The 25,459-nt window shown below is 71.1% G+C and carries 24 protein-coding genes; 10 read left to right on the top strand and 14 right to left on the bottom strand.

Annotated elements, in window-relative coordinates:
- Positions 1-196, top strand: a 196-nt coding sequence (locus G3I19_RS18455; RefSeq protein ID WP_164264736.1) for a hypothetical protein, incomplete at its 5' end; no start/stop codon positions are given.
- A 33-nt stretch (positions 197-229) separates the two neighbouring features.
- Here the strand turns inward: G3I19_RS18455 and G3I19_RS18450 are convergent.
- Entirely contained in the window at positions 230-1,387 is a 1,158-nt protein-coding gene (locus tag G3I19_RS18450) for a cystathionine gamma-synthase (protein WP_164264735.1), read from the bottom strand.
- 60 nt (positions 1,388-1,447) lie between these two features.
- Between G3I19_RS18450 and G3I19_RS18445 the strand changes: the two genes are divergently transcribed.
- From G3I19_RS18445 to G3I19_RS18435, 4 genes are all read left to right on the top strand, one after another.
- Positions 1,448-2,560: a hypothetical protein gene (locus G3I19_RS18445; RefSeq protein ID WP_164264734.1), complete on the top strand. Its 1,113-nt coding sequence runs from the start codon at positions 1,448-1,450 to the stop codon at positions 2,558-2,560.
- An 80-nt stretch (positions 2,561-2,640) separates the two neighbouring features.
- Complete coding sequence (locus tag G3I19_RS38115; protein WP_275402752.1) at positions 2,641-2,763, top strand: hypothetical protein; 123 nt, start codon at positions 2,641-2,643, stop codon at positions 2,761-2,763.
- A 55-nt stretch (positions 2,764-2,818) separates the two neighbouring features.
- Positions 2,819-3,490, top strand: coding sequence for a peptide-methionine (S)-S-oxide reductase MsrA (gene msrA / locus G3I19_RS18440; RefSeq protein ID WP_164264733.1), 672 nt, complete (start codon positions 2,819-2,821; stop codon positions 3,488-3,490).
- 161 nt (positions 3,491-3,651) lie between these two features.
- On the top strand, positions 3,652-4,884 hold the full coding sequence (locus G3I19_RS18435) for an Ig-like domain-containing protein (protein ID WP_164264732.1): 1,233 nt from the start codon (positions 3,652-3,654) through the stop codon (positions 4,882-4,884).
- Between the two features lie 101 nt (positions 4,885-4,985).
- Here G3I19_RS18435 and G3I19_RS18430 read toward each other — a convergent pair whose 3' ends face one another.
- The 3 genes from G3I19_RS18430 to lysA are packed head-to-tail and all read right to left on the bottom strand — an operon-like array spanning position 4,986 to position 8,994.
- A complete protein-coding gene (locus tag G3I19_RS18430; RefSeq protein ID WP_164264731.1) occupies positions 4,986-6,233 on the bottom strand; it encodes a serine hydrolase domain-containing protein in 1,248 nt (415 codons plus the stop codon).
- 23 nt (positions 6,234-6,256) lie between these two features.
- Positions 6,257-7,699 carry an amino acid permease gene (locus G3I19_RS18425; protein WP_164264730.1) on the bottom strand — a complete coding sequence of 481 codons (1,443 nt, stop codon included), beginning with the start codon at positions 7,697-7,699 and terminating at the stop codon, positions 6,257-6,259.
- A gap of 41 nt (positions 7,700-7,740) precedes the next feature.
- Positions 7,741-8,994, bottom strand: coding sequence for a diaminopimelate decarboxylase (lysA, locus tag G3I19_RS18420; protein WP_343235135.1), 1,254 nt, complete (start codon positions 8,992-8,994; stop codon positions 7,741-7,743).
- 108 nt (positions 8,995-9,102) lie between these two features.
- Here lysA and G3I19_RS18415 point away from each other — a divergent pair, with 108 nt between their 5' ends.
- Together G3I19_RS18415 and G3I19_RS18410 are read left to right on the top strand one after the other, a co-directional pair.
- Complete coding sequence (locus G3I19_RS18415; RefSeq protein ID WP_164264729.1) at positions 9,103-10,308, top strand: PucR family transcriptional regulator; 1,206 nt, start codon at positions 9,103-9,105, stop codon at positions 10,306-10,308.
- Between the two features lie 87 nt (positions 10,309-10,395).
- A complete protein-coding gene (locus G3I19_RS18410) occupies positions 10,396-11,898 on the top strand; it encodes a hypothetical protein (protein WP_164264728.1) in 1,503 nt (500 codons plus the stop codon).
- A 39-nt stretch (positions 11,899-11,937) separates the two neighbouring features.
- Here G3I19_RS18410 and G3I19_RS18405 read toward each other — a convergent pair whose 3' ends face one another.
- Complete coding sequence (locus G3I19_RS18405; protein WP_164264727.1) at positions 11,938-12,984, bottom strand: NAD(P)-dependent alcohol dehydrogenase; 1,047 nt, start codon at positions 12,982-12,984, stop codon at positions 11,938-11,940.
- A 157-nt stretch (positions 12,985-13,141) separates the two neighbouring features.
- On the opposite strand from G3I19_RS18405, the gene G3I19_RS18400 reads away from it, so the two are divergent.
- Positions 13,142-14,002 (top strand): helix-turn-helix transcriptional regulator, encoded by an 861-nt coding sequence (locus G3I19_RS18400; RefSeq protein WP_164264726.1) that lies wholly within the window; start codon positions 13,142-13,144, stop codon positions 14,000-14,002.
- 90 nt (positions 14,003-14,092) lie between these two features.
- On the opposite strand, the gene G3I19_RS18395 is transcribed toward G3I19_RS18400, so the two are convergent.
- The 5 genes from G3I19_RS18395 to G3I19_RS18375 all read right to left on the bottom strand — a co-directional run bounded on the left by G3I19_RS18395 (position 14,093) and on the right by G3I19_RS18375 (position 19,167).
- The gene (locus tag G3I19_RS18395; protein ID WP_164264725.1) at positions 14,093-14,776 is read right to left on the bottom strand and encodes an ABC transporter ATP-binding protein; all 684 of its coding nucleotides are present in this window, start codon (positions 14,774-14,776) and stop codon (positions 14,093-14,095) included.
- A gap of 83 nt (positions 14,777-14,859) precedes the next feature.
- Complete coding sequence (locus G3I19_RS18390; RefSeq protein WP_164264724.1) at positions 14,860-16,344, bottom strand: ABC transporter permease; 1,485 nt, start codon at positions 16,342-16,344, stop codon at positions 14,860-14,862.
- A gap of 159 nt (positions 16,345-16,503) precedes the next feature.
- Complete coding sequence (locus G3I19_RS18385; protein ID WP_164264723.1) at positions 16,504-17,115, bottom strand: DinB family protein; 612 nt, start codon at positions 17,113-17,115, stop codon at positions 16,504-16,506.
- 195 nt (positions 17,116-17,310) lie between these two features.
- Positions 17,311-18,579 (bottom strand): Ig-like domain-containing protein, encoded by a 1,269-nt coding sequence (locus tag G3I19_RS18380; RefSeq protein ID WP_164264722.1) that lies wholly within the window; start codon positions 18,577-18,579, stop codon positions 17,311-17,313.
- 225 nt (positions 18,580-18,804) lie between these two features.
- The gene (locus G3I19_RS18375) at positions 18,805-19,167 is read right to left on the bottom strand and encodes a hypothetical protein (RefSeq protein ID WP_164264721.1); all 363 of its coding nucleotides are present in this window, start codon (positions 19,165-19,167) and stop codon (positions 18,805-18,807) included.
- Between the two features lie 132 nt (positions 19,168-19,299).
- Here G3I19_RS18375 and G3I19_RS18370 point away from each other — a divergent pair, with 132 nt between their 5' ends.
- The gene (locus G3I19_RS18370) at positions 19,300-19,557 is read left to right on the top strand and encodes a hypothetical protein (RefSeq protein WP_164264720.1); all 258 of its coding nucleotides are present in this window, start codon (positions 19,300-19,302) and stop codon (positions 19,555-19,557) included.
- A gap of 12 nt (positions 19,558-19,569) precedes the next feature.
- Here the strand turns inward: G3I19_RS18370 and G3I19_RS18365 are convergent, their stop codons facing one another.
- From G3I19_RS18365 to G3I19_RS18350, 4 genes are all read right to left on the bottom strand, one after another.
- Positions 19,570-20,712, bottom strand: coding sequence for a GGDEF domain-containing protein (locus tag G3I19_RS18365; RefSeq protein WP_164264719.1), 1,143 nt, complete (start codon positions 20,710-20,712; stop codon positions 19,570-19,572).
- Between the two features lie 102 nt (positions 20,713-20,814).
- Positions 20,815-21,639: an enoyl-CoA hydratase-related protein gene (locus tag G3I19_RS18360; RefSeq protein WP_164264718.1), complete on the bottom strand. Its 825-nt coding sequence runs from the start codon at positions 21,637-21,639 to the stop codon at positions 20,815-20,817.
- A gap of 175 nt (positions 21,640-21,814) precedes the next feature.
- Positions 21,815-22,960 (bottom strand): adenylate/guanylate cyclase domain-containing protein, encoded by a 1,146-nt coding sequence (locus G3I19_RS18355; RefSeq protein ID WP_164264717.1) that lies wholly within the window; start codon positions 22,958-22,960, stop codon positions 21,815-21,817.
- Between the two features lie 205 nt (positions 22,961-23,165).
- Positions 23,166-24,056 (bottom strand): biotin--[acetyl-CoA-carboxylase] ligase, encoded by an 891-nt coding sequence (locus G3I19_RS18350; RefSeq protein WP_164264716.1) that lies wholly within the window; start codon positions 24,054-24,056, stop codon positions 23,166-23,168.
- 119 nt (positions 24,057-24,175) lie between these two features.
- Between G3I19_RS18350 and G3I19_RS18345 the strand changes: the two genes are divergently transcribed.
- The coding region (locus G3I19_RS18345; RefSeq protein ID WP_164264715.1) for an acyl-CoA carboxylase subunit beta at positions 24,176-25,459 on the top strand (1,284 nt) is incomplete at its 3' end.

Below are 25,459 nucleotides of genomic sequence, written 5' to 3'. Positions count from 1 at the left end.
CCCTCCGGTCCCCGCCGACCTGGCGCTCCGCGCGGCCGGACGCGGCGCCCGGATACGGCGCCGCCGCACAGCCGGCCGGAGACTGGCGTGGCTGCTGCTGGCGACGGCGCTCACCGGATTCGTGGTGTGGGCGGCACTGACCCAGCCCTGGGCCCCGCCCCCGGCCCGGACGGCCCCGCCGGTGGAGGGGTACTGAGGTACGGAGCGGGGTCCGGGCCGGTGACGCCTCTCAGCCCAGCGCCTGCTGCAGATCGGCGAGCAGGTCGTCGGCCGACTCGATACCCACCGACAGCCGCACCAGATCCCCCGGCACCTCCAGCGCCGAACCGGCCACCGACGCGTGCGTCATCCGCCCCGGGTGCTCGATCAGCGACTCCACCCCGCCGAGCGACTCCCCCAGCGTGAACAGCTTCGCCCGGTCGCAGACCGCGACCGCGGCCTCCTCGCCCGCACTGACCCGGAACGACACCATCCCGCCGAACGACCGCATCTGCTTGGCGGCGATCTCGTGGCCGGGGTGGCCGGGCAGCCCCGGGTAGAGGACACCGCTGACCTTCGGGTGCCGGGTCAGCATCTCCGCGATCCTGGTGGCGTTCTCGCTGTGCCGGTCCATCCGTACCGCGAGCGTCTTGATCCCGCGCAGCACCAGCCAGGCGTCGAACGGCCCGCAGACCGCGCCCATCGCGTTCTGGTGGTACGCCAACTCATCGCCGATGTCGTCCGAGTTGACGACCAGCGCACCGCCGACCACGTCCGAGTGGCCGCCCATGTACTTCGTCATCGAGTGCACGACGACATCCGCGCCGAGCGCCAGCGGCTGCTGCAGATACGGGCTGGCGAAGGTGTTGTCGACGACGAGCTTCACACCCGCCGTACGCGCCACGTCGGCGACCGCCGCGATGTCCGTGATCCCCAGCAGCGGGTTGGAGGGCGTCTCCACCCAGATCACCTTGGTACGCGGAGTGAGCGCGGCCCGCACCGACGCAGGGTCCGTGGTGTCGGCGACCGACCACTCGACGCCCCACCGGGACACCACCTTCGCGAAGAGCCGGAAGGTGCCGCCGTACGCGTCGTCCGGGATGACCACATGGTCGCCGGGGGCCAGCAGCGTACGCAGCAGGCAGTCCTCGGCTGCGAGCCCCGAGGCGAAGGCGAGCCCGCGCCGGCCGCCCTCCAGGGCCGCCAGATTCTCCTCCAGGGCGGTACGGGTCGGATTGCCGCTGCGGCTGTACTCGTAGCCGCCGCGCAGCCCGCCCACGCCGTCCTGCTTGAACGTGGAGACCTGGTAGATCGGGGGAACCACCGCGCCCGTCAGGGGGTCGGCGGTGTTGCCGGCGTGAATGGCGAGAGTCTCAAAACTCTGGTGCACGCTGTGATCGTCGCTCATGGGCACCGAGCGTACCGAGCGCGGTGGTCAGATGTCGGTCGTGTCTGGTTCGCTTGACCCATGGAGATTCTCTGGTTCCTGCTCGCGATGTGCATGCTCGCGGCAGTGCTCGGCCCGTACCTGCTGCGCCGGCGCGGCGGCATCCGCCAGGTGCTGCCCGGCTCCCCGGACGCCGCGGACCCCGACGCGTACGGGTTCCTGCGCCAGGAGGAGCTGGACATACGGCTGCCGGGACCCGACCAGGATCTGCTCGACGTGCTGGAGGTCGTGCAGCACACCCAGAGCTGGCGGCCCGCCGCCCAGTTGCTCGCCGGCACCGGAAAATCGGGCGAGCTGCGCTGGCAGCGGGTGCAGGCGTTCGCCGGGGCGGCGTCCCTGGAGCTGGCGCAGCGGCCGGGCGTGGGCGGGGCCTGGCTGCGCAACTGGCGCTCCGAGGCCCCGAAGGACGCGGGAGCGGCCCAGGTGCACGCCGAGTTCCTGGTGCAGCAGGCGTGGCGCTCGAAGTCGCCCGCGGACACCCGGACGGACGACTTCCGGATCATCCTGGAGGAGGCGCGCACGGTCTGCGGCGAAGCGGCGCTGCTCGCCCCAGGCGATCCCATTCCGTACATCGTGGAGCTGGCCGTCGGCCGTGGACTCGCCTACCCGGAGCCGCAGTTCGATGAGGTGTGGGCCAAGGTGATCGACCGCGCCCCGGAGCACATGGGGGCGCATCTGGCCGCGCTGCACTACTGGTGCGAGAAGTGGCACGGCTCCCGTGACCGGGCGGACGAGTTCGCGCACGCGGCGGCGTCCCGCGCACCCCGCGGTTCGCTGCTGGCCGCGCTGCCGCTCTTCGCGGTGTACGAGCACCTGCCCGAGGTCATGCTGGTGCACAGCTTCTACCAGAGCGCGGTCGTCACCAGGGCGGTGGAGGGGGCGATGCACGCGGTGCACACGGCCCGCGCCGACGACCCGATGCTGGCGCACGTCCGGCATCTGCTGGTGCTGTTCCTGGTCAGGTCCGAGCGCTGGCAGGAGGCGATGCACCAGCTGGTGCGCATCGACGGCCACGTGGGGGCGCTGCCGTGGACGCTCGACGAGGACCCGGCGGCGGTCTACGCGGTGTACCGGGCACTGGCGGTCGCGGGGTACGAGGCGAACGGCGGCAGTCCGGCCGGCCTCCCCCGCTGAGTAGGCTGACGGCGGCACCGCACGGCACCCCCGCACCGCACCCCCGCGGGCGGGAACCCGAACAGGAACGAGCGAGCCCGATGACACGCCTCATACCGCTGGTCATGATCGGCTTCGGCGCCTACTTCTGGCTCCGCTCCAGGCGGAAGACGGCGGCATGGCTGGAGCGCAGGACGTCCCCCGATGACCGGCAGGAATCCTGACCGGGGCCCGTGCGTTGCACGGGGTGCACCCATACTCCCCGAGGAGCCGCAGCCGATGTTCCTGAACCGCACCCCCCAGCTCCCCACCCCGGACCAGGCCCTGAAGGGCCGCGCCACCCCGGAGTTCGAGCTGCCCGCCCGCCACACGGTCCTGGGCAACCCCCTGTCGGGCCCGTACCCGGCCCAGCTGGAGACCGCCGACTTCGCCCTCGGGTGCTTCTGGGGCGCCGAGCGCATCTTCTGGCAGACGGAGGGCGTCTGGACGACGCTCGTCGGCTACCAGGGCGGCTCCACGCCCAACCCGGCGTACGAGGAGGTCTGCTCGGGCCTCACCGGCCACACGGAGGCGGTCAGGGTGGTCTTCGACCCCGAGGTCGTCCCGTACACGAAGCTGCTCAAGATCTTCTGGGAGTCCCACAACCCGACCCAGGGCTTCCGCCAGGGCAACGACGTGGGCACCCAGTACCGGTCGGCGGTCTACACCCACTCCCCGGCCCAGGCAGCCGCGGCCACCGCGTCCCGCGACGCGTACCAGCAGGTCCTGACGGGCTCGGGATACGGCACGATCAGCACCGAGATCCAGCCGGCGGAGGGCCGCGACTTCTTTCCTGCGGAGCCTTATCACCAGCAGTACCTGGACAAGAACCCGGCGGGCTACTGCGGCATCGGCGGCACAGGCGTGAGCTGCCCGATCGGTGTGGCCAAGGCCCCGTCGGCCGACGCCTGAGCCGGCCGCACCGGGGCCGCACCCCCCGGTAAGCGCAATCAGAGGTGTCACTCCGCGTTCACTGCCGCAGACTGCAGACAGAGAGTCAGCGAAAGCTGACAGTTCGCAGCAAGGCCGGGCAATCCACCCGGCCCTCCCTCGTCGCAGTGGAGGCGGGAGCCTTGATACCGAACAGCCGTCCTCGGATCCGTTGGGCCGTCCTCCTGGCCCTGCTCACCGTCGGGGCGCTGGCGCTCGCCGCCTGCTCCACCGGATCCGGCGGCGGCAGCGGCGGTACGAAAACCCCGCAGCCCACCAGCACGAGCACGCCCCGGGCCAGGCTCACGACCACGCCCGGGGACGGGGCCAAGAACGTCGGCATCAACACCGGTGACATCCGGGCCGCCGTGCAGAACGGCACCCTGACATCGGTCACCCTGACGAACCAGAACACCGGCAAGGCCGTCGCAGGTGCGATGGCCGCGTCCAAGGTGTCCTGGCGGCCGGAGAAGGGCCTGGAGCGCGGCACGCCGTATGTGCTCACCGCGAAGGCCAAGGACCCGGGCGGCAAGACCCTGGCGAAGATCGCCCACTTCACCACTGTCTCCGAGGGCAACTCGGTGATCGCCTTCTTCACCCCCGAGCCCGACACCAAGGTCGGTGTCGGCATGGAGGTCTCCTTCAACCTCGACAAGCCGGTGAAGAACGAGAAGGCCGTCGAGTCGGCCGTCACCATCACGTCGAGCGGCGGTGAGCACGCCGTCGGCCACTGGTTCAACCCCCAGCGGCTGGACTTCCGGCCGAAGGAGTACTGGACGCCGGGGTCGGTCGTGAAGGTGCGGCTGAAGCTGGCCGGGGTCAAGGTCTCCCCCGGTGTGTACGGCGTGCAGGACAAGACGTTCTCGTTCACCGTCGGGCGGTCGCAGATCTCCACGGTGGACGCGGCGAAGCAGTCGATGACCGTGGTGCGCGACGGCAGTCCGCTCAAGACCATCCCGGTCTCCAGCGGCTCCCCCTCGCACGGCACGTACAACGGCACGATGGTGATCTCGGAGAAGTACCAGCAGACCAAGATGGACAGCACGACGGTCGGCCTGGGCAGCGAGTACAACATCCCGGATGTGCCGCACGCGCAGCGGCTGACCCGTTCGGGGACCTTCATCCACGGCAACTACTGGGCCGCGCCGAGTACGTTCGGCTCGCAGGCCACCAGCCATGGGTGCGTCGGGATGCGGGACGCCCAGGGCGGTACGGACACCTCAACGCCGGCCGGCTGGTTCTACAGCAACTCGCTGATCGGTGACGTGGTCATCGTGAAGAACTCCGCGGGCGGCGGCCAGGTCGCCCCCGACAACGGCATCAACGGCTGGAACCTCCCCTGGGACAAGTGGACGGCCGGCAGTGCGCTGAAGTGACGCCCCGCCCCGGCGCCGCCCGCGCTGGCGGCGCCGGGGCGGGCGGGCCCGGTGGTTCCCGCTCCGTGTCCGGGCACCCGGCAGCGTCCGGGCACCCGGCCCTACTGGCGATTCGAGGCGTAAGCCTTGGCGAGCGAGGTCCAGATCCTGTCCGAGACGGTCGGGGAAGGATCGTCGCGGTTGGTGAGGACCACCAGGGTGGCCCCGTGCCCGATGTCGGTGTACGAGCTGGAGGTGAAGCCGCCGAAGGTGCCCGGGTGGCCCTGCCACGTCACCCCGTCGACGACGGTCCTCTCGGTGGCGAGACCGTACGTCGAGCCGGCGGCGCGCGCCTGCTTCGTGGGCTGGGTCATCTCGTCGACCGTGGCGCGCTCCAGGAGCTTGCCGCGCGTGAAGAGGGCGTCCAGGACCTGGGCGGCGCCGAGCGCGGTGCCGGCGAACGAGCCGTCTCCGAAGGGGAATCCGAAGGCGTCGGTGGGCACACCGGTGGCGCCGTAGGCGGTGTTGTAGTCCTGCAGGCCGAGCCCGTCCGCCAGCGGATGGTATCCGTGGGCGAAGTGGCGGAGTGTGGTGCGCGCGTACCGGTCCTGTGTGATCTGCTTGCCGTTCTCCGGCGCCACGGATCCGGCCCCGCTGAAGAACCGGGCGATCTGCTGCTGGACGGCGGCCCGGCCGCCGAGCCTCTTCACCAGCACCTGCAGGAGCACGATGAAGTTGGTGTCCTGGTACTCGTAGCGTGCGCCCGGCTCGGCGGGCCGGTGGATGCCGGCGTTCAACTGGGCGAAGGTGAAGGGCCTGTCCGGCCGGTAGCGGTTGGGGCCGGTGCCGGGCGGCGCGCCTTCGGTGCCGGGCGGGAACAGCGGAATGACCTGGGGGTCAGCGTAGACGTTGTCGTAGCCGGTGGTCTGGGACAGCAGCATGCGCAGGGTGATGCGGCGCGATCCGGCGACGGTGTCCCCGACGTACGTCGAGATCGGCGTATCGAGATGCAGTCTGCCCTCCTCGACCTGGTGAAGGGCGAACACTCCCAGGAGCAGCTTGCCGAAGCTGCCGTAGTTGAAGAGCGTGCTGTCGTCCACCGGCACCGCTGGGTGAATGTTGTTGACGGCCGTGCCCCGGTCCGCGGACCAGACGAGGCGGCCGTGCCGGAGCAGCACCGCCTGCACGCCCTGGCCGGGTGAGTCGGCGGTGGCCTTGGTGAGCGCCGCGTCGAGTGCTCTGCTCAGGGTCCCGGTCCGCTCGACCGCCCCGGGGTGCGGCGACGGCCGTGCCGCCGAGGCCGGCGGGCCCGCCGCGGCACCGGCGACGCCGAGTACCGCGATGGTGATCACTGCTGCGGATGCGCGCAAGATTTTCGCCTGCATGTCAGCCCTCAAGCCTGGTAGGTGGTGGGTTCGGGTTCCGTCTCGCTCGGCTGGAGGCGGGAGTGGTGACGGCTGTAGAGCAGGTACACAGCCGTCGCCGCGACCATCCATCCGGCGAACAACAGGTAGGTGTGGGTGGGGAGTCTGCAGATGAGGTAGAGGCAGAAGACGGCGGAGAGCACGGGGACGACGGGGTAGCCGGGCACCTTGAAGCCGCGCGGCAGGCCGGGCGCGGTGCGGCGGAGAATCAGCACGCCGGCCGCCACCACGGTGAAGGCCACCAAGGTGCCCATGCTGGTGAGGTCGGCGAGCTCGTCCAGGGGGACGGCCGCCGCCAGGGCGGCGACCAGCACGCCGACCGTGACGGTGCCGGCCACCGGGGTGCCCGAACTCGGGCGTACGCGGTGGAACAGGGCGGGCAGCATGCCGTCGCGGCCCATCGTGTACAGGATGCGGCTCTGGCCGTACAGCACGACCAGCACCACGCTGACGATGGACAGGACCGCGCCGGCCGACAGCAGTGCGCCAGGCCAGCTGTCCCCTGTGACCTGGGTCAGGATCGCCGAGAGACCGGCTTCCTGGCCGCGGAACGCGCGCCAGGGCTGCGCGCCGACACCGGCCAGCGCCACGAGTACGTACACCGTGGTGATCACCGCCAGCGAGCAGATGATGGCCAGCGGCAGGGTGCGGCGCGGGTTCCTGACCTCCTCCCCCGCGGTGGACACGGCGTCGAGGCCGATGAAGGAGAAGAAGACGGTGGAGGCCGCGGCGCCGATGCCCGCCATGCCCATGGGGGCGAAGGGGTGCAGATTCGAGGAGTGGAAGCCGGTCACGGCGAGGGCCACGAACAGCGCGAGCACGGCGAGTTTCACCAGCACCATCACGGTGTTGACGAGGGCCGACTCCTTCGCACCGCGGACCAGCAGGAGACAGCAGAGCAGGATCAGGACGGCGCCCGGCAGGTTGACGTAGCCGCCGGCTCCGGGCGGGGCGGCTATCGCGGACGGGATCCGGAAGCCGAACAGGCGGTCGGTGAAGTCGTTGAGGTACTGGCCCCAGCTGACCGCGATCGCCGCGCCGGAGACCGCGTACTCCAGCAGGAGACACCAGCCGACCGCGTAGGCCGCGAACTCGCCCAGCGTGGCGTAGGCGTAGGAGTAGGAGGATCCCGACACGGGGACGGCGGAGGCGAGTTCGGCGTAGCAGAGGGCCGTGAGTGCCGCGGTGATCGCGCCGATGACGAAGGAGACGATGACGGCCGGTCCGGCTTCGGGAACGGCGGAGTTCAGCACGAAGAAGATGCCGGTGCCGATCGTCGCGCCGATACCGATCATGGTCAGCTGGAACGGGCCCACGGTGCGCCGCAGTTGACCGTTTTCGGCGTCCTCCTGGAAAGAGGCCAGAGGTTTGCGCCTGAGGAGCTGGCTGCGGATGGGCGAGGCAGGTGGCATGGGCGGAGCACCTCTCGGATGCGGGGATCAGCCGGGCAGGGTCAGGGCAGGTCGCGGCGCATCAGGTCGTCGTAGGTCTCCCGGCGGACCACCGCCCGGGAGTGGCCGTCGCGGCAGAAGACGACGGGTGGGCGCCGGGCGCCGTTGTAGTTGTTGCTGAGGGAGTACGTGTAGGCGCCGGTCGCGGGGACGGCGATCAGATCGCCGGGACGCGGGTCAGGGAGGGGGACGCCGGCGCTGAGGGTGTCGCCCGACTCGCAGTGGCGTCCGACCAGCGTGCAGGGCTGTCCCTCACCGGCCCGGGTGGCGACGGTGGCCTCGAAGCGCTGGCCGTACAGCGAGACCTCCAGGTTGTCGCCCATACCGCCGTCCACCGCGACGAAGGTCGTCTCGCCGGGCTTGACGGTGACCGCCCGGTAGAGGGAGACGCCGGCTTCGGCGACGAGGGAGCGGCCGGGCTCGATCAGGAGCCGGGCGGCCGGGGGCAGCAGTTCCCGCGCGGTGTCCACCAGGGCGTCCAGGTAGCCCTCGATGCTCGGCGGGTCGTCGCTGTAGGTGTAGCGGGCCCCGAGCCCGCCGCCGAGGTCGTAGACGGCGAACTCGCCGAGGCCGGCGATGGCCTCCACGGCCTGTTCGAAGGGCTTGGTGTCCATGATCTGCGAGCCGATGTGCACATGCACGCCGTCCAGGCGCAGCCGGTCGCTCCCGCCGAGCCGTGCGACGGCCCGGCGGGCCTGGGGTACGGGCAGGCCGAATTTGCTTCCGGCCTGCCCGGTGGAGACCGCCGCGTGGGTGTCGGGCCGGATGTCGGGGGTGACGCGGACCAGCACGCCCTGTGCGCCGCCGGCGGGCACGATGCGTTCGAGGCGGTCGATGTCGTCGAAGTTGTCGATGACGATCAGCCCGGCGCCGGCGGCGACGGCCAGCCGTAGTTCCTCGTCCGTCTTGGCGTTGCCGTGCACCACCAGGCCCGCCGGGTCGGCTCCGGCCGCCAGCGCGAGGGTCAGTTCGCCTCCGCTCGCCACGTCCATGCCCAGGCCCTCGTCCGACAGCAGCCGGTAGACGGCGGTGCACGGGAACGCCTTGGAGGCGAAGGTGACCCGGGAGTTGGGCCAGCGTGCGGCAAGTCCCCCGGTGTAGCGGCGGGCGCGCTGCCGCAGCGCGTTCTCGTCCACCAGCAGGGCCGGTGTTCCGTAGGTGGCGGCCAGCTCTTCGACCGGGCACCCCCCGATCATGATCCGGCCGTCCGGGGTGCGGCCGGTTCCGGGCGGGAAGAGGCTGAGCGGGTCGTTCACGGGGTGCCTTCCGGACGCGGTGGCGTGCTTCTCCGCTCTTCAGCGGTGCACACCATGCTGAGCCGGACGCCTCGGCCGGTCTTTGGCGAATCCGCCTAAGGTTCGGGCATGACGCGCTTGGAATCGCCAATGGGGGAAGGGACGAGCGAGGAGCTGTTCGCCCTGGCCACCGCCATCGCCGCCGTGGTCGGCGGATCGGTCGCCGTCGAGGATCTGGACCGCCGGGTCCTGGCCTATTCGACGCTGCCGGATCAGCTGATCGACGACCTGCGGCGCGAGGGCATCCTGAACCGCCAGGTCCCCGACGAGCCCAGACAGCTGCGCCAGTACCGCTCCGTGCTCGAAGCGCGGGGAGTGGTGCGGCTGCCGCCGCTGGCCGAAGGTGAACTGCCCAGGGTCGCGGTCGCGATCCGGGCCGGCGATCTGCCGCTCGGCTCCATCTGGGCGATCGACGGCCCGCAGGGGCTCGACTCCGCCGGCGAACAGGCGTTGCTGGACGGGGCACGCCTGGCCGCCCTGCACATGCTGCGCCGCCGCAGCGCAGCCGAACTGGACCTGCACGCCCGGCAGGAGGCCCTGCGGGGCGCCCTGAACGGAAGCGGCTCCGCCGCCGAGGCCCGGTTCCGCCTGGGTCTGTCCGACCGGCCGCGGTTCACCCTCATCGGACTCGCGCCTCTGCGGGTGGCGGGCAGGCAGTCACTGCCCGTGGTCCGGCTCGGCCTTTCCGCCGTCCGGCACTTCGCCGCCGTGGACACCGAAGCGGCGGTCACCACCCTGGGCCGGACGGTGTACGTACTGCTGCCGGAACTGTCGGCGGCCGCGGTCCGGCGGCTGGCCGAACAGGCCGCCACCGCCCTGTCCCGGCCGCGGGACACCCCTCTGCGCGGGGCGATCAGCAGCAGCGAGATCGCCCCCGAGAAGCTCCCCGCGCTGCGCTCGGAAGTGGACGACATCCTCCGGGTGACCACGACCGACCCCGCCGCTCCGCCCGTCGCCACCCTTGAGGACACCCACGCCCGTGTGCTCCTCGCGCACTTCGGTGACACCCTGGCGCGCGAACCCCGGCTCCGGCATCCCGCCATCACCGCGATGCTCGAACACGACCGGGAGCAGCACACCTCGTACGCGGCCACCGTGCTGGCCTGGCTGGACGCGGTCGGCAACACCGGCCGGGCGGCGGACGGCCTGGGCTGCCACCCCAACACCCTCAAGTACCGGCTCAGACGGGTGCGGGAGCTGTTCGGACTCGACCTTGACCACCCCGATGACCGGCTGTCCTGCTGGCTTCAACTGCGCCTCGGCACACAACGCTAGGGTTTCCCTGTGGGGATAACAGAGAGCGTTCGGCTGCGCGCCGGAGAAACAGCATCGTCCGGCCGGCCCACCGCCCGGTGGTGGTCGGTGCCACTGGTGGCCACCGGCTGCGTCCTGCCGCTGTACGCGGTGTGGGCCGCGCTGCTGGCCACCGGGGGCGGGGACCTGGCCGCCCAGTTCGCCTGGGCCGGTTTCGCCGCACGGCATCCGGCGTCGGCGTACAACCTGTTCTGGTACGGCGGGATCCATACCGCCAACTACAGCCTGCTGACGCCGTATCTGATGGCCGGGCTCGGTGCCAGGACCGTCTCGGTGCTGGCGGGGCTCGGCGGGACCTGGGTGCTGGGCTGCCTCGTCGTACGGACCGGCGTGCGGTGGCCGCTCGCCCCCGCGGTGCTCGGGGCGCTCGCGCTCTGGTGCAACGTCGCTTCCGGGCGGACCACGTTCGCGGTGGGGGTGGCCGTCGGGCTGCTCGCCGTGCTGTGGCTGGACCGCAGGGTCGCGGCGCCGGTGTGTGCCGCGCTCGCGACCATGGCCAGTCCGGTCGCCGGGCTTTTCCTGGTGGTGCTCGCGGGTGCGCTGCTGCTCGACCGGCAGTGGCGCAGGGCGCTCGGTCTCGCGCTGCCGCCGTTCGTGGTGGTCGGTGCGACCACGCTGGTCTTCCCGTTCCAGGGCGAGATGCCGATGGCCGCGGGGAAGCTCTGGATGCCGCTGGCCGCGTGCGCGGCGCTGGGGTTCGCCGCGCGCCACCGGGTCACCCGGTACAGCGCGCTGGTGTACGGGGCAGGCGTCGTGCTGACGTATCTGATCCCCTCTCCCATCGGGACGAACGTGGAGCGGCTCGTCGGTCTGGTGGGGCCGGTCGTGCTGCTGGTCGCGGTACTCGCCGAGCACACCCGGGTGCGGCGCACCGTGCTGGTCGCCGCGCTCTGCGTCAACTGCTACTGGCTGGCCGACAAGACAGCCGATGACCTGCGGGTCTCCACCACGGTGCCCTCCTGGGCCGCCGACACGAAGGGGGTCGTCGCCGCTCTGGACGGGCTGCGCGCCGACCGCACCCGGGTGGAGGTGGTGCCCGCCCGCGACCACCGCGAGGCCACGCTGCTCGCCCCGCACGTGAACATGGCCCGCGGCTGGAACCGCCAGCTCGACGTGGAGCGCGGGCGGCTCTTCTACGACGGTTCGCTGACCGCGGACACCTACCGGGCCTGGCTCGACCGGTTCGCCGTCGGGTACGTCGTCCTGCACGACGGGCGCCCCGACGGCCCGGCGGAGAGCGAGGCCGCCCTCGTACGGTCACAGCCGCACTGGCTGACGCCGGTCTGGCACGACGCCCACTGGCGGATCTTCCGGGTGAGCGGGGCCACACCGCTGGTGGAGGCGCCCGCGAGCGTGGTCAGCGGCGGGGACGCCCGGCTGGTGGTGCATGTGCCGCGGCCGGGGACGGTGACCGTGAGGATCGCGTACTCGCCCTGGCTGCGGGCGAGCGACGGCGGGTCGGTGCACCGGCGCGGGGAGTGGACCGGGCTGACCGTGCGGCACCCGGGCGACTACCGGCTCGGCTCCGGATACCGCGCGCTGCTCGGCTGAGCGGGGCGGGGCGGCTGTCCGGAGCGAGCCGGTAACACCTCAGATGGTCGCGGTGTCGATCACGAAGCGGTAGCGCACATCGCTGCTGACCACACGCTCGTACGCCTCGTTGATCCGGTCGGCCGGGATCACCTCGATCTCCGCGCCGAGGCCGTGCCGGGCGCAGAAGTCGAGCATCTCCTGGGTCTCGCGGATACCGCCGATGCCGGAGCCCGCGAGGGTCTTGCGGCCGCCGATCACGGAGAACAGGTTGAGCGAGACGGGCTCCTCGGGGGCGCCCACGTTGATCATCGCGCCGTCCGTCTTGAGCAGGCTCAGATACGAGTCGAGCGGGAGCGGCGCCGAGACCGTGGAGACGATCAGGTCCAGGGTGCCCCGGAGCTCGTCGAAGGTCTTCGGGTCGCTGGTGGCGTAGTAGTGGTCGGCGCCCAGCTTCAGCCCGTCCTCCTGCTTGCGCAGCGACTGGCTCAGCACGGTCACGTCGGCGCCCATCGCGTGCGCGATCTTGACGCCCATGTGGCCGAGACCGCCCAGGCCGACGATGGCGACCTTCTTGCCGGGGCCCGCGTTCCAGTGGGCGAGCGGCGAGTAGGTGGTGATGCCGGCGCAGAGCAGCGGCGCCGCCTCATCGAGCCCGATGCCCTCGGGGATGCGCAGGGTGTAGTTCTCGTCCACGACGATGTGCGTGGAGTAGCCGCCGTAGGTGGGCTCGCCCTGCTTGTCGAGGGCGTTGTACGTGCCTGTGTTGCCGTTGGCGCAGTACTGCTCAAGGCCGGCCTTGCAGTTGTCGCACTCCCGGCAGGAGTCGACCATGCAGCCGACGCCCACCCGGTCGCCGACGGCGAACCTGGTGACCCCGGGGCCGACCTCGGCGACGATTCCGGCTATCTCGTGGCCGGGGACCATCGGGAAGATGCCCTTGCCCCAGCCCTCGCGCGCCTGGTGGATGTCGGAGTGGCAGATGCCGGCGAACTTGATGTCGATCAGTACGTCGTGCTCGCCGACCGGCCGGCGCGGCACGGTGGTGCGCTCCAGCGGGGCCTTCGGGGTGGGGGCGGCGTACGCGGCGACGGTGGTGACGGTCATCCGGAACGGTTCTCCTCAGAAATGGGGTGGTTCTTCCACCCTGCCTGATGGTCCGGGTTTCACACATAGCCGGCCGTCTCCCTGCTGTGCCTACGCTCACTGTGCGTACTACTGGCAGGGTCAGGATGTCCGGCGTACGACCACGGATACTGGATGCATGGACCAGCGTGCCGAACTCAGCGAATTCCTCCGTTCCCGCCGGGCCCGCCTCCAGCCGCAGGACGTGGGTCTGCCCGACCTGGGCAGGCACCGCAGGGTGCCGGGGCTGCGGCGCGAGGAGCTGGCGCAGCTCGCCGGGGTGTCCGTGGCGTACTACACCCGGCTCGAACAGGGCCACGGCTCGAATGTCTCCAGCGACGTGCTGGACTCGGTGGCGCGGGCGCTGCGTCTTTCGGACGCGGAGAGTGCGCATCTGACGCATCTGGCGGGGCCGAAGCCGCGGAAGAAGCGGGCGGCGGCGGCCAGGCCCCAGCGGATGCGGCCCGAGATCCAGCATCTGATGGACGCCATGGAGGGGGTACCGGCGTACGCCCTGGGGCGGCGGATGGACATCCTCGGCTCGAACCGGCTGGCGCGGGCGCTGTTCGGCGACTTCACGGCGCTGCCGCCCGAGGAGCGCAATATGGCGCGGATCGTCTTCCTCGACCCCAACTCCCGTGATCTGTACACCGAGTGGGAGTGTGTGGCCGCCGAGATGGTGAGTTCGCTCCGGCTGTTCGCGGGCTGTTTCCCCGACGATCCGCAGCTGTCCGCGCTGGTGGGCGAGCTGTCGGTGAAGAGCGACGAGTTCCGGGTGCTGTGGGCGGCGCACACCGTGCGGGACAAGGGGCACTGCGTCAAGCGGCTGCACCATCCGCTGGTGGGTGAGCTGACGCTGGCGGCCGAGGCGCTGAACCTCCCCGGCGACCCGGACCAGAGCCTGATCACCTACCACGCCGAACCGGGGTCCGACGCGGTGGAGACCTTGCGGCTGCTGGCGTCCTGGGGCGTGGACGAGGCGCCGCACCTCAGCCGGTAGCCGGACAGCCGGGACCACAGCGGGCACGGGGCGGCCGGGCTCCGGTGCGGCCGCCCCCTGTGCGGCCGCGCCGTTCCCGCCGTACAGCCCCTACGCGGCCGCGTTCTCGGTGATGGTGACCTTGCCCTTGCGGATGGTCGCGAGCCGGGGCGCCCTGCGGGCGAGCGCCGTGTCGTGGGTGACCATGATGAAGGTCAGCCCGTGCTCCTTCCAGAGCACTTCGAGCACCTCCATGATCTCGTCGCGCATGCCCTCGTCGAGGTTGCCCGTCGGTTCGTCGGCGAGCAGCACCTTGGGGTTCTTGACCAGCGCGCGGGCGATGGCGACGCGCTGCTGCTGGCCGCCGGACATCTCGGACGGGAGGTGGCCGAAGCGCTCGGCGAGGCCGACGGATTCCAGGGCGTCGGCGGCCCGGCCCCGCCGTACGGACGGCTTGAGGCCGAGCGGGACCAGCGCCGTCTCGACGTTCTCCTGTGCCGTGAGCGTCGGTATCAGGTTGAAGGACTGGAAGACGAAGCCGATGTTCTCCGCGCGCACCTTGGTGAGCTTGGCCTCGCTGAGCTTCCCGAGATCCACCCCGTCGAGCACGACGCTGCCCTCGGTCGGCCGGTCGAGGCCGCCGAGCATCTGGAGGAGGGTGGACTTGCCGCCGCCGGTGGGGCCCTGGATGACCAGCCGGCCGCCGTCCTCGATGGTCAGGTCGACTCCGGCGAGTGCGTCGATGGTCTTCTTACCGCGCTGGTAGCGCTTGCTGACTCCGCTGAGTTCGTACATGGGACGGGTCTCAACTCCTGCTGTACGGAAAGGGGAAAGGGGTGCGGAAAGGGGTGCGGCCGGACGGCGCGGCCGGGGCCGCGCTACTCGACACGGCGCAGGGCGTCCGCGGGGCGCAGCCGTGCGGCGCGCCAGCCGCCGAAACCGCCCGCGATGAGCCCGCCGGCCACCGCGAGTGCGACCGCGATACCGATGGTGGAGACCGAGACGGGCGCGGTGAGCGCGATGTCGAGTGCCTTCGACGCGGCCTGCTTGCCGCCGCCGAACCCGGCCCGCATGCCGCCACCGAAGCCACCGCCGCCGAGGCCGCCCTGTGCTCCGCCGCCGGTGGAGCCGACCGACGCGGAGAGGGTCGGGCTGATGGCGGTCACGATGTACGCGCCCGCCAGCCCGAGCGCGATGCCGATGACACCGCCGAGCAGTCCGTTGACCAGCGCCTCACCGACGACCTGGCGGGTGACGCGGCCGCTCTTCCAGCCGAGCGCCTTCAGCGTGCCGAACTCCCGCACCCGGCGGCTGACGGCCGACGAGGTGAGCAGTCCGGCGACCAGGAAGGCGGCGATGAGGACCGCGACCGACAGCCACGTGCCGACGTTGGTGGCGAGGTTGGACGCGGTCGAGAGGGAACCGGACACGGTGTCCGCGAGGTCGGCTGATGTGGTGACCGTGGTGCCGGGCACGTTCTTCTGGATGGCCGCCTTCACCCCGGAGATCTGCTGGGAGCCGGTCGCCTTCACGTACACCGTGGTGACCTTGTCCTTGGCCCCGGCGAGCGTCTGCGCCTGCTTCAGCGGCAGATAGAGGTTGGCGGCCGCGTCCCCGCTGTCGGGGGTGGCGACGCCCACGATCTTGTACTTCACCGACTTGACGGTCACCGTGGAGCCGGTCTTGAGCTTCTTCTTCTTGGCGTACGAGGCGTCGACGACGGCGACCTTGGCATTGCTCTCGGCGCTGGTGAAGGTACGGCCGGAGGTGATCTTCGACGAGGTCAGCGGGCCGATGCCGAGGTGGGCGACGTCCGTGCCGTACACGGTGTACGAGTCGACGTCGAAGTTGGCGCCGCCGCCCTGGACCTCGCCCTGCGGGGCCCCGCCGCCGGCACCCGGGCGGCCGGTGGCGGAGCCGCCGCCCGACCGCTGCTTGAACTCACCGCGCTTGAACTGGCCGTCGACCTTGAGCACGTTCAGGCTCAGTCCGCCGACGGCACTGGAGACACCGCTCTGCTCGCCGACCTTGCCGACGGTCGCCGACGACAGGGTCTGGAAGCCCTGCACCGTCACCCGGTCGCTGCTCTGCTTCGAGTCGTCGCCGCTGCCCTTCGCACCGAACTGGAACTTGGGCCGGGTATTGCCCCCGGTGGTCCCGGCGGGAGCCTCGGCCTTGGTGACGGTCATGTCCGTGCCGAGGCCGTACAGGGACTGCAGGACCTTGTCCTGCGCCTGGCCCATCCCGGCGGAGACCGAACTGACGACGATGACCAGCGCAATACCGAGGGCGAGCCCCGAGGCGACGACGAGCGCCGCCTTTCTGCGGCGGCGCAGCTCGCGCCGGAGGTAGGTGAAGAACATGGGGTGAAAGTAGGACCCGCCTGTGATGGCGGGATAAGGCCGGCGTGAGAGCGGGATGAGAAGGGCCCGCCCTGGGCGCGGTGTTGAGCGGCGCGGGGCCCGCGGAAGAGCGCGGAGGACAGGGCTCCGCGCTCTGTACCGTCAGTTGTGACCCGCCGGTCAGCCCATGCTCTTGGCCCCGTCGATCGACTCGCGGAGGATGTCGGCGTGGCCGGCGTGCTGGGAGGTCTCCGCGATGAGGTGCAGCAGCACCCGGCGGGCCGACCACCGTACGCCGGGCTCGAACCAGGGAGCCTTCGGCAGCGGGTGGGAGGCGTCCAGGTCGGGCAGGGCGGCGACCACTTCTTCGGTCCGGCCTGCCACGTCGGCGTAGTCGGCCAGCACCCCCGCGAGCGTCTCACCGGGCAGCAGCCGGAACTCGTCGGCCCGGCGGGCGAAGTCCTCCTCGGTCATCGAGGCGAAGTCCGGCATGGCCGAGGGGCCTTCCTGGATGAAGCCCAGCCAGTTCCGCTCGACCGCGGTGACGTGCTTGACCAGACCGCCCAGACACAGCTCACCGGCGGTGGACCGCAGCCCGGCCTGCTCGTCGGTGAGGTCGCGGGTGGTGAAACGCAGGAAGTACCGCTGCTTGGCCAGCGTCTCCAGCAGCTCGGCGCGCTCGCCGGTGACGGCCGGCGAACCGGTGGCGTCCGGGGATCCGGTGCCATCCGTGGATCCGGTGACGTCCGTGGAACCAGCCGGATCGCGGGGCGCGGGCTCGTTGACGATCATGGTCTCTGCCTTCTCTCGGTCCTTTTCCCACTGGGCGAGGAACACGCTAGAGGCGATCTAGGTCAGCTGCTGGCCTTTATACGCGCCGCACCGGCCGCCTACGGGACGCACCGGCGCCGGAACCGCGAACGGCGGCCCGTCCGCGAGGGACGGGCCGCCGTTCGTGCAAGGCGGGGCGGGGTGGGCCAGGGCCTGTCAGGCGGCCGAACCGGCCTTCCAGGCCGACCAGTTCAGGTTCCAGCCGTTGAGGCCGTTGTCCGGCTGGATCGTCTTGTCGTGCGAGTTCTTCACCACGACCACGTCACCGATCAGCGAGTGGTTGTAGAACCACGCGGCCGAGGTGTTCGGGTCGTTGGCGCCCTTGGTGTCGGAGAGACCGACACAGCCGTGGCTGGTGTTCGACGAGCCGAAGAGCGACTTGGCGCCCCAGTAGTTGCCGTGGATGAAGGTGCCGGAGCTGGACAGCCGCATGGCGTGCGGGACGTCCTTGATGTCGTACTCGCCCTTGCCGTCGGCGTTGGTGAAGCCGACCGTGGAGCCGTCCATCCGGGTCTGCTTGTACTTCTCCGAGATCACCATCTGGCCGTTGTACGTGGTGTGCTCGGGGGAGCCGGCCGAGATCGGGATGGTCTTGATCGTCTTGCCGTCCTGCGTGACCTTCATCGTGTGCGCCGCGGCGTCCACGATGGAGACCTGGTTGCGGCCGATCTTGAAGCTGACGGTCTTGTCCTGGACGCCGGTGACGCCGCTGGCGCCCTCGACCCCGTCCAGGGCCAGCTTCATGGTGACGGTCGACCCTTCCTTCCAGTACTGGTCGGGGCGGAGGTCGAGCCGGGTGGAGCTGAACCAGTGGCCGACGACCTGCTGGCCGCTGCTCGACGTCACCTTGACGGCGTCCTCGACGGCCTTCTTGTTGGTGATCGGCTTGTCGAAGTTGATCGAGACCGGCATACCGACGCCGACGGTCGAACCGTCCTCGGGCGTGAAGTTGCCGATGAAGCTGTGGGCGGGCGAGACCGTCGTGAACGACGAGTTCTCGTGCGCCTGACGGCCCTGGGAGTCCTTGGCCGTGACAGCGATCTTGTACGTGGTCGAGCGCTCCAGCGGGGCGTCCGGCTTCCAGCTGGCGCCGTCGGCCGAGATGGTGCCCTTGACGGTCGTGCCCGTCGAGCTGGTCATCGCCACCTGGGTCAGCTTGCCCGAGGTGACGGAGACCTTGGCGTCCTTGTTGATGCCCGCGTTGTCGGCGCCGCTCTTGGGCGTGATCGCTATTCGGGCGTCGGACGTGTCCTTCGCCGCGGCCGCGTCGACCGCACTCTGCGACGACTTCTTCGCACCGTCCGAGCCGTCGGCCTTGCTGTCGCCACCACTGCAGGCCGACAGCACCAGTACGCCGCCGAGCAGAGCGGACGCAGCCATCAGGCCCTTGCGCCGCCTACTTTCCGTCATCACACGCTTCTCCATCGTTGCCGAATACCCCGAAAATCCCCGAGCAGGTCACCTTGAGCGCCGTGACTGTGTGCCCGCACTGCCCTTTAAGAACATCTGTACTGATGTGTCGGTTCCACATCCGGTGAAGATGTGTGAAACAACACGTGCGGTTCTGGAAGCTCCCGGCCTCCCGGAGTGCGGAACCGCACTCCGGGATCCCGTCCCGCTTCCCCGTGGACGTCTTGCCGCACAACGGAGTTACACGGTCACGTCCGCATCGTCATCGTCGCCGGGCTCATCTTCCTCGTCCAGGTCCCATTCAAGCGAATCGGGGTCGTAGTCGATCTGTTCGCTCGACCACCCGGCCTGGACGAGTTCGACGCCCGGCACCTCGCCGAGCAGATCGAGCGGGTCGACCAGGTGGGCGACCGCTTCTGCAGCGTCTTCCCTGACAGCGGCCTCGGCATGCGTACGGTCCTCGCCGAGCATGCCGGGCTGGACGCCCTCGGCGTCGTCCGCGATCCGTTCGAGCGCGGCCTCGCAGAGCGCGGGGGCGTCGTGCACCTCCATCACCAATTCGACCTTGAGACGTACATAGCGGGATTTTTCTTCGATGGTCATGCGACGGAGCGTAAGGCTCCCGGCGTCTGTGGCTTTCCTGCGACCCGCTGCTTTCACCGGCGCCGTCGCCGCGGCACTATCATCGGCGCGCACGGGCGCCAATTCAGGTTTGCAGTAAGGGAGATCGATCCTGTGTCAGCTCGCCGGCCGCTGTTGACCGCCGTATCGGCGGGGGCCCTGCTCTGTGCCCTGTGGTTCGTACCGTCGGCGCACACCACCGACGCCCGGCGGCCCGGCACCCCCGTACACCCGGGGCAGCGGCACACCACCGCTCTCCCGGCCGCGGACGGGAGAGCGGACACCACCGGGTACGTGGTCGGCGGCTCGCTGTTCCTGGGGCTCGGCGCGGCCTCGGTCGTCTATGTCGGCCGCCGGGCCCACAGCGGCTGACACGGCCGACGGTCACGCGTCCGCGGCGGGCCGCTTGCCCCGCAGCCGGCGCCGGTCACCGGACGGCGGAGGCGTGTCGGCCAGCCGCATCACCGCGCCGTCCCGGCCCGCCACGACCGGCTTCACCGACCTGGCGGCCTTCGCCCGGTACTGCGCGGCGTCCGCCAGCCGGAACAGCCTGCGGGCGGATTTCAGCTGCCCGATCGGATCGCCCGTGGACGCGACCCCGCAGGCCACCCCGTCCCCCAGCTCCAGTTCGCCCGCCCGTACGCAGAGCTCGTCCGCGACCGCGATCACCGCGTCCGCCGAAGGCCCCACGGAGAGCAGGCAGAACTCGTCGCCGCCGAGCCGCGCCGCCAGCGCGCCCGGCAGCATGGCACCGCAGACCGAGAGGACCGAGCCGAAGCGCTCCAGGAGGCGGTCGCCGACGGCGTGCCCATGGGTGTCGTTGACCCGCTTCAGGCCGTTGAGGTCACAGACCACCAGGCTGACGACCGTCCCGTCGGCCAGGAAGCGGTCCACCGCGGCGTCGAGCCCGATGTCGACCGCGCGCCGGTTCGCGAGCCCCGTCAGCGGGTCGGTGAAGGCCAGCTTCCTGGCCTCCTCCAGGCGCTCGGTCTGCGCGAGCCCGGCCGCCACCACCGCGGCCAGCACCGTGGCGAAGTCCGCGTCCGCCCGGTCAAAGACCGGCGTCCCCACCGGCCTGGCCACATACAGCTCGCCCCAGGCGCGGCCGCTCAGCACTATCGGCGCCACCACACAGCTGCCCCGTCCCCGCCTGCGCAGCGCGGCCACCCGCTGGTGGCAGTAGCCGGCCGAGGACTCGGCGGGCCCGTCGGCCGTCTCGACCCAGGCGTTGGGCTCGCCGCCGCTCGCCCACCGCTCGTGCAGGAACTCGGCGATCTCCGGGAAGTGGTTCACCGGATAGGTCTCGGCGTCGGGGAACTCGGCTTCGTCCTCGACCCGCTCCCCCACATTGGCGAGCACCTTGAGCCGCCCCAGCTCCCGCTCCCAGACCGACAGCGCGGCGAAACTGCCGCCCAGCGCCTCGCACGCACCGAGCGTGGCCGCCCGCCAGGACGCACGCGGCGTCTGCGCCGACGCCATGGCCTGTGCCAGCGTCACCACGGCCCGCAGCCGCACATCGTCACCCATTGCATCAGCTTAAGGACGATGTGCGGCTTTTGAGTAGTTATACGTTACAGGCAGTGACAGACGGTCGTACGGGCCGGTGCCCGCGACGACCTGCGGAGACCCTCACTCGCCGGGCCACTGGGGCTTCCGCTTCTCGTTGAACGCCGCCACACCCTCGGCGCGGTCACCGGAGAAGGCCACCGACCGCCAGGCCGCGTCCTCGACCTCGAGACCGGCGCGCAGATCGAGCCCGTGCCCCAGCCGCAGCGCCCGCTTGGCCGCCCGCAGCCCGACCGGCGAGTTGGCGGCGATACGGTCCGCGAGCTCCAGGGCTCCGGTGCGGGCGTCGTCGGCCAGGATGTCGACGAGGCCCAGCTCGCGCGCCTCGGCCGACTCCACCCGCCGGGCGCTGAACACCAGCTCGGCCGCGCGGGCGGCGCCGACCCGGCGCGGCAGCAGCTGCGTACCACCGCCGCCGGGGATCACCCCGACCGACACCTCGGGCAGACCGACCACGGCGGTCCCGTCGGCGACGATCAGATCGCAGGCGAGCGCCAGCTCGAACCCGCCGCCCAGCGCGAAGCCGTGCACGGCGGCCACGGTGGGCATCGGCAGCTCCAGTACGCCGGTGTACGCGGCGCGCGCCGTGGGGCGCTGGCGCACCAGCTCGGCGTCCGTGAGGGAGTTGCGCTCCTTGAGGTCGGCGCCCACGCAGAAGGCCCGGTCGTGGGTGGAGGTCAGCACCACGGTCCGCGCCGACGGGTCGGCGGCCAGCGCGTCGCAGGCCGCCGCGATGGACCGGGCCATCCCGGTCGACACGGCGTTCATCGCCTTGGGCCGGTCCAGGACCAGCTCGGCGACATGGCCGTGCCGGCGCACGGCGACGTGGTCACCGAACCGCCGCTCGTCCGCGGCGCCCGTTCCAGTATCTGAGATTTCTGAGGTCATCCGGGCACGATAGGCCGCGGACCGTACGGCCGTCAGCCCCCGGCGGCGACCGGCCCCCGCACGCCGGAGCACGTCACGCCCGTACCCCGGAGCACGTCACGCCCGTACGGCCGCCGGAGCCCGTCACGCCGTACCGGCCGGCCCGGCCCGGTCCCGTGCGTCCCGGCATGTCATGTCACGTCGTACGGCGGGTGAGCAGCCACGGCTCGACCACGCCGAGCCCGCGTACCGGCCGCTGCCACATCGGCTGGAGCGCGAAGCGGTAGACGGGCGGCTCCTCGCCGTCCTTCTCCGCGCGCTCGGTCTCGGCCGCCGCTTCCGACTCGGAGACCGGGGCGTCACCGTGGCGGCCCAGTTCCTCGGCGAGCGCGCCGTCCACCAGGACGGTGTCCTTGGGCGCTATCGAGGTGAGCCTGGACGCCAGGTTGACCGTCGTGCCGAACACATCACCCATCCGGGTCGTGACGGTGCCGAAGGCGATACCGACCCGCAGTTCCGGCATGGTCTCGTCGTTGCTCATGGTCTCGATGAGCCGCAGCGCGATCTCGGCGGCTGTCCCGGCGTCGTCCGCCGCGTACAGCACCTCGTCGCCGAGGGTCTTGATGAGCCGGCCGCCGTGCGCGGCGACCAGGTCGGCGCAGGTCGTCTCGAACGCCTCGACCAGCTCGCCCAGCTCCTCCTCCTCCAGGCGCCGGGTCAGCCGGGTGAAGCCGACGAGGTCGGCGAAGCCCACCGCGAGCCTGCGGTCGACCATCTCCTCGTCGTCCGCGGCCTGCACGACCCGCCCGGTGGCGGCCGCCAGCTGGCGCCGCCACACATAGCGCAGGAACTCCTCAAGCTCCGGCAGCAACAGCTCGACCAGCGGGTAGGTGACCTCGGTGCGGGTCATCCCCGGCTCTGGGGGCTCGGTGAGCCCGGCCAGGAAGGAGTCGATCTGCCATTCGGCGAGGCGGGCGGTGGTCTGACCGGTCGACCGCGCGACCTGGACGGCCATCGGCTCGCTCAGCAGCCCGGCCTCCACGAGTCCGGCGAGGCGGCGCAGCGCCAGCACGTCCGCCTCGGTGAGCGCCTTGGCCTGGCCGATGTCGGGGAAGCCCATGGCCCGCCAGAAGCGGGAGGCCAGCTCCATCGAGACACCGGCCGTGCGGGCGGCCTGGAAGGGCGTGTAGCGGCGGTCGGCGCCGAGGATCAGCTGTTCGAGGCGGATCGCGAGCGGATCGTTGGTCGGCTCCGCGGTGTGATCGACCTCATGGTGGGGGGTGCGGTACGGAGAGAAAGGGGGCTCCTCGTCCGCGCCCGACGAGATGTTGTCGACGGTCACCTGCCGCCTCCTGCCCATTCCCTGCGCACTGCCCTGCCGATCTGGCCGACGCTCCGTGCTGATCTGCCCGCGGATCGCCTCAACCATACGGCAGGTGTGCCGTAGCTCACGTGCTGGCGCAGCTCCGACCGGCCGCGCGACCGGTGCACGCCCCGCAGGAAAGCCGGTGCCGGACGGAAACCGGTGCCAGGCGGAAAGACCGGTGTCAGACCGGCCGCAGGTGCACGATGTCACCCGCGCCGACCGGCTGCACCCCGTCCTCGGTGGCCAGCACCAGCCGGCCGTCACCGTCGACGGCGACGGCCTCCCCCGTCAGCGAGGCGCCGCCGGGCAGCTCGGCCCGCACCGTGCGGCCCAGGGTGGAGCAGCCCGCCGCGTACGCCTCCTGGAGCCGTGAGGCCGCCGGGTCGCCGTCCGCTGCGCGCCACTCCCCGTACCACTGCTCCAGGGAGCGCAGTACGGCGCGCAGCAGCGGGTCTCGGTCGGTGGTGACCGCCCCGGCGAGTGCCAGCGAGCCCGCGGTGGGGACGGGCAGCTCGTCCGCGCGGAGCGAGACGTTGAGGCCGACACCGATCACGACGGCGCCGTCGGCGGTGCGTTCGGCGAGGATGCCGCCCGCCTTCCGCTCGGCGCCGACCGTGGCCTCCCCCGGACGACGCCGGCCGGAGTCCTCGGGGACCGTGACGAGCAGGTCGTTCGGCCATTTCAGCGCGGTGTCGATCCCGGCCGCCCGGGAGAGACCGGTGGCCACCGCGACCCCGGTGAGCAGCGGCAGCCACCCCCAGCGCTCGGCCGGGATCCGCGGGGAAGGCCGCAGGAGTACGGAGAGGAAGAGCCCGGACCGCGCGGGCGCCGACCAGACGCGGTCCAGCCGTCCGCGGGCCGCGCTCTGCTCCTCGGCCACCAGCACCGCGCCCTCGTCAAGACCGGCGGCCCGCTCCCTGAGGTCGGAGTTGGTGGACCCGGTGGACGCGACCACGTCGAGTGAGGTCCACAGCGATCCCGGCCGAACCAGCGCGCGGCGCAGGGCCGTCGCGTTGAGCGGCGGCCGTTCCAGGTCCGACCAGCGGTTGTCAGGTACATCGGATGACGTCATGCAACCCACAGTAGGTGTGGCAAACGACGCACTGCCGAGGCGCACCAGCGCCGATACGCTACGTGCAAGTAGCCGAAACGCCCTGTCATACGCCTGAGCACCCAGGGAGCCGCATCCCGATGTCCGAGCCGGAAGAGATCAACGTGCACACCACCGCGGGGAAGCTCGCGGATCTTCAGCACCGCATCGAAGAGGCGACACACGCCGGTTCGGCGCGTGCGGTGGAGAAGCAGCACGCCAAGGGCAAACTGACAGCCCGTGAGCGGGTGGAACTGCTCCTCGACGAGGGGTCGTTCACGGAGCTGGACGAGTTCGCCCGGCACCGCTCCACCAACTTCGGCATCGAGAAGAACCGCCCGTACGGCGACGGAGTGGTGACCGGCTACGGCACGGTCGACGGCCGCCCGGTCTGTGTCTACTCGCAGGACTTCACCATCTTCGGCGGCTCGCTCGGCGAGGTCTACGGCGAGAAGATCGTCAAGGTCATGGACTTCGCCATGAAGACCGGCTGTCCCATCATCGGGATCAACGACGGCGGCGGCGCCCGGATCCAGGAGGGGGTGGCCGCGCTCGGTCTGTTCGCCGAGATCTTCCGCCGCAACGTCCACGCGTCGGGTGTGATCCCGCAGATCAGCCTGATCGTCGGCCCGTGCGCCGGCGGCGCCGTGTACTCGCCCGCGATCACCGACTTCACGGTGATGGTCGACCAGACCTCGCACATGTTCATCACCGGTCCCGACGTCATCAAGACCGTCACCGGCGAGGACGTCGGCTTCGAGGAGCTGGGCGGCGCCCGGACGCACAACACCACGTCCGGTGTGGCGCACCACATGGCGGGCGACGAGAAGGACGCGATCGAGTACGTCAAGTCGCTGCTCTCCTACCTCCCTTCGAACAACCTCTCCGACGCGCCCGCCTTCCCCGAGGAGGCGGACCTGGAGACCTCGGACACCGACCGGGAGCTCGACACGCTCATCCCGGACTCGGCGAACCAGCCGTACGACATGCACACGGCCATCGAACACGTCCTGGACGACGCCGAGTTCCTGGAGACCCAGAGCCTGTTCGCGCCGAACATCCTGACCGGTTTCGGCCGGGTCGAGGGGCACCCGGTCGGCATCGTGGCCAACCAGCCGATGCAGTTCGCGGGCTGTCTCGACATCGACGCCTCGGAGAAGGCGGCCAGGTTCGTCCGCACCTGCGACGCGTTCAACGTCCCGGTCATCACCTTCGTGGACGTGCCCGGCTTCCTGCCGGGTGTGGACCAGGAGTACGGCGGCATCATCCGGCGCGGCGCCAAGCTGATCTTCGCGTACGCCGAGGCCACGGTCCCGCTCATCACGGTGATCACCCGCAAGGCGTTCGGCGGCGCGTACGACGTGATGGGCTCCAAGCACCTGGGC

This window comes from Streptomyces sp. SID10853, from assembly GCF_010548145.1.
Classification (GTDB): Bacteria; Actinomycetota; Actinomycetes; order Streptomycetales; family Streptomycetaceae; genus Streptomyces.
Note: the sequence above shows the minus strand (reverse complement) of the source record. Positions and strands in the feature narration are given on the sequence as shown.

Bases quoted from the DNA above. Each gene is read 5' to 3' on its own strand.
- G3I19_RS18450 (WP_164264735.1), bottom strand. From the start codon at position 1,387: ATGAGCGACGATCACAGCGTGCACCAGAGTTTTGAGACTCTCGCCATT.
- G3I19_RS18445 (WP_164264734.1), top strand. From the start codon at position 1,448: ATGGAGATTCTCTGGTTCCTGCTCGCGATGTGCATGCTCGCGGCAGTG.
- G3I19_RS38115 (WP_275402752.1), top strand. From the start codon at position 2,641: ATGACACGCCTCATACCGCTGGTCATGATCGGCTTCGGCGCCTACTTC.
- msrA (WP_164264733.1), top strand. From the start codon at position 2,819: ATGTTCCTGAACCGCACCCCCCAGCTCCCCACCCCGGACCAGGCCCTG.
- G3I19_RS18425 (WP_164264730.1), bottom strand. From the start codon at position 7,699: ATGCCACCTGCCTCGCCCATCCGCAGCCAGCTCCTCAGGCGCAAACCT.
- G3I19_RS18415 (WP_164264729.1), top strand. From the start codon at position 9,103: ATGACGCGCTTGGAATCGCCAATGGGGGAAGGGACGAGCGAGGAGCTG.
- G3I19_RS18405 (WP_164264727.1), bottom strand. From the start codon at position 12,984: ATGACCGTCACCACCGTCGCCGCGTACGCCGCCCCCACCCCGAAGGCC.
- G3I19_RS18400 (WP_164264726.1), top strand. From the start codon at position 13,142: ATGGACCAGCGTGCCGAACTCAGCGAATTCCTCCGTTCCCGCCGGGCC.
- G3I19_RS18395 (WP_164264725.1), bottom strand. From the start codon at position 14,776: ATGTACGAACTCAGCGGAGTCAGCAAGCGCTACCAGCGCGGTAAGAAG.
- G3I19_RS18390 (WP_164264724.1), bottom strand. From the start codon at position 16,344: ATGTTCTTCACCTACCTCCGGCGCGAGCTGCGCCGCCGCAGAAAGGCG.
- G3I19_RS18385 (WP_164264723.1), bottom strand. From the start codon at position 17,115: ATGATCGTCAACGAGCCCGCGCCCCGCGATCCGGCTGGTTCCACGGAC.
- G3I19_RS18380 (WP_164264722.1), bottom strand. From the start codon at position 18,579: ATGGAGAAGCGTGTGATGACGGAAAGTAGGCGGCGCAAGGGCCTGATG.
- G3I19_RS18375 (WP_164264721.1), bottom strand. From the start codon at position 19,167: ATGACCATCGAAGAAAAATCCCGCTATGTACGTCTCAAGGTCGAATTG.
- G3I19_RS18365 (WP_164264719.1), bottom strand. From the start codon at position 20,712: ATGGGTGACGATGTGCGGCTGCGGGCCGTGGTGACGCTGGCACAGGCC.
- G3I19_RS18360 (WP_164264718.1), bottom strand. From the start codon at position 21,639: ATGACCTCAGAAATCTCAGATACTGGAACGGGCGCCGCGGACGAGCGG.
- G3I19_RS18350 (WP_164264716.1), bottom strand. From the start codon at position 24,056: ATGACGTCATCCGATGTACCTGACAACCGCTGGTCGGACCTGGAACGG.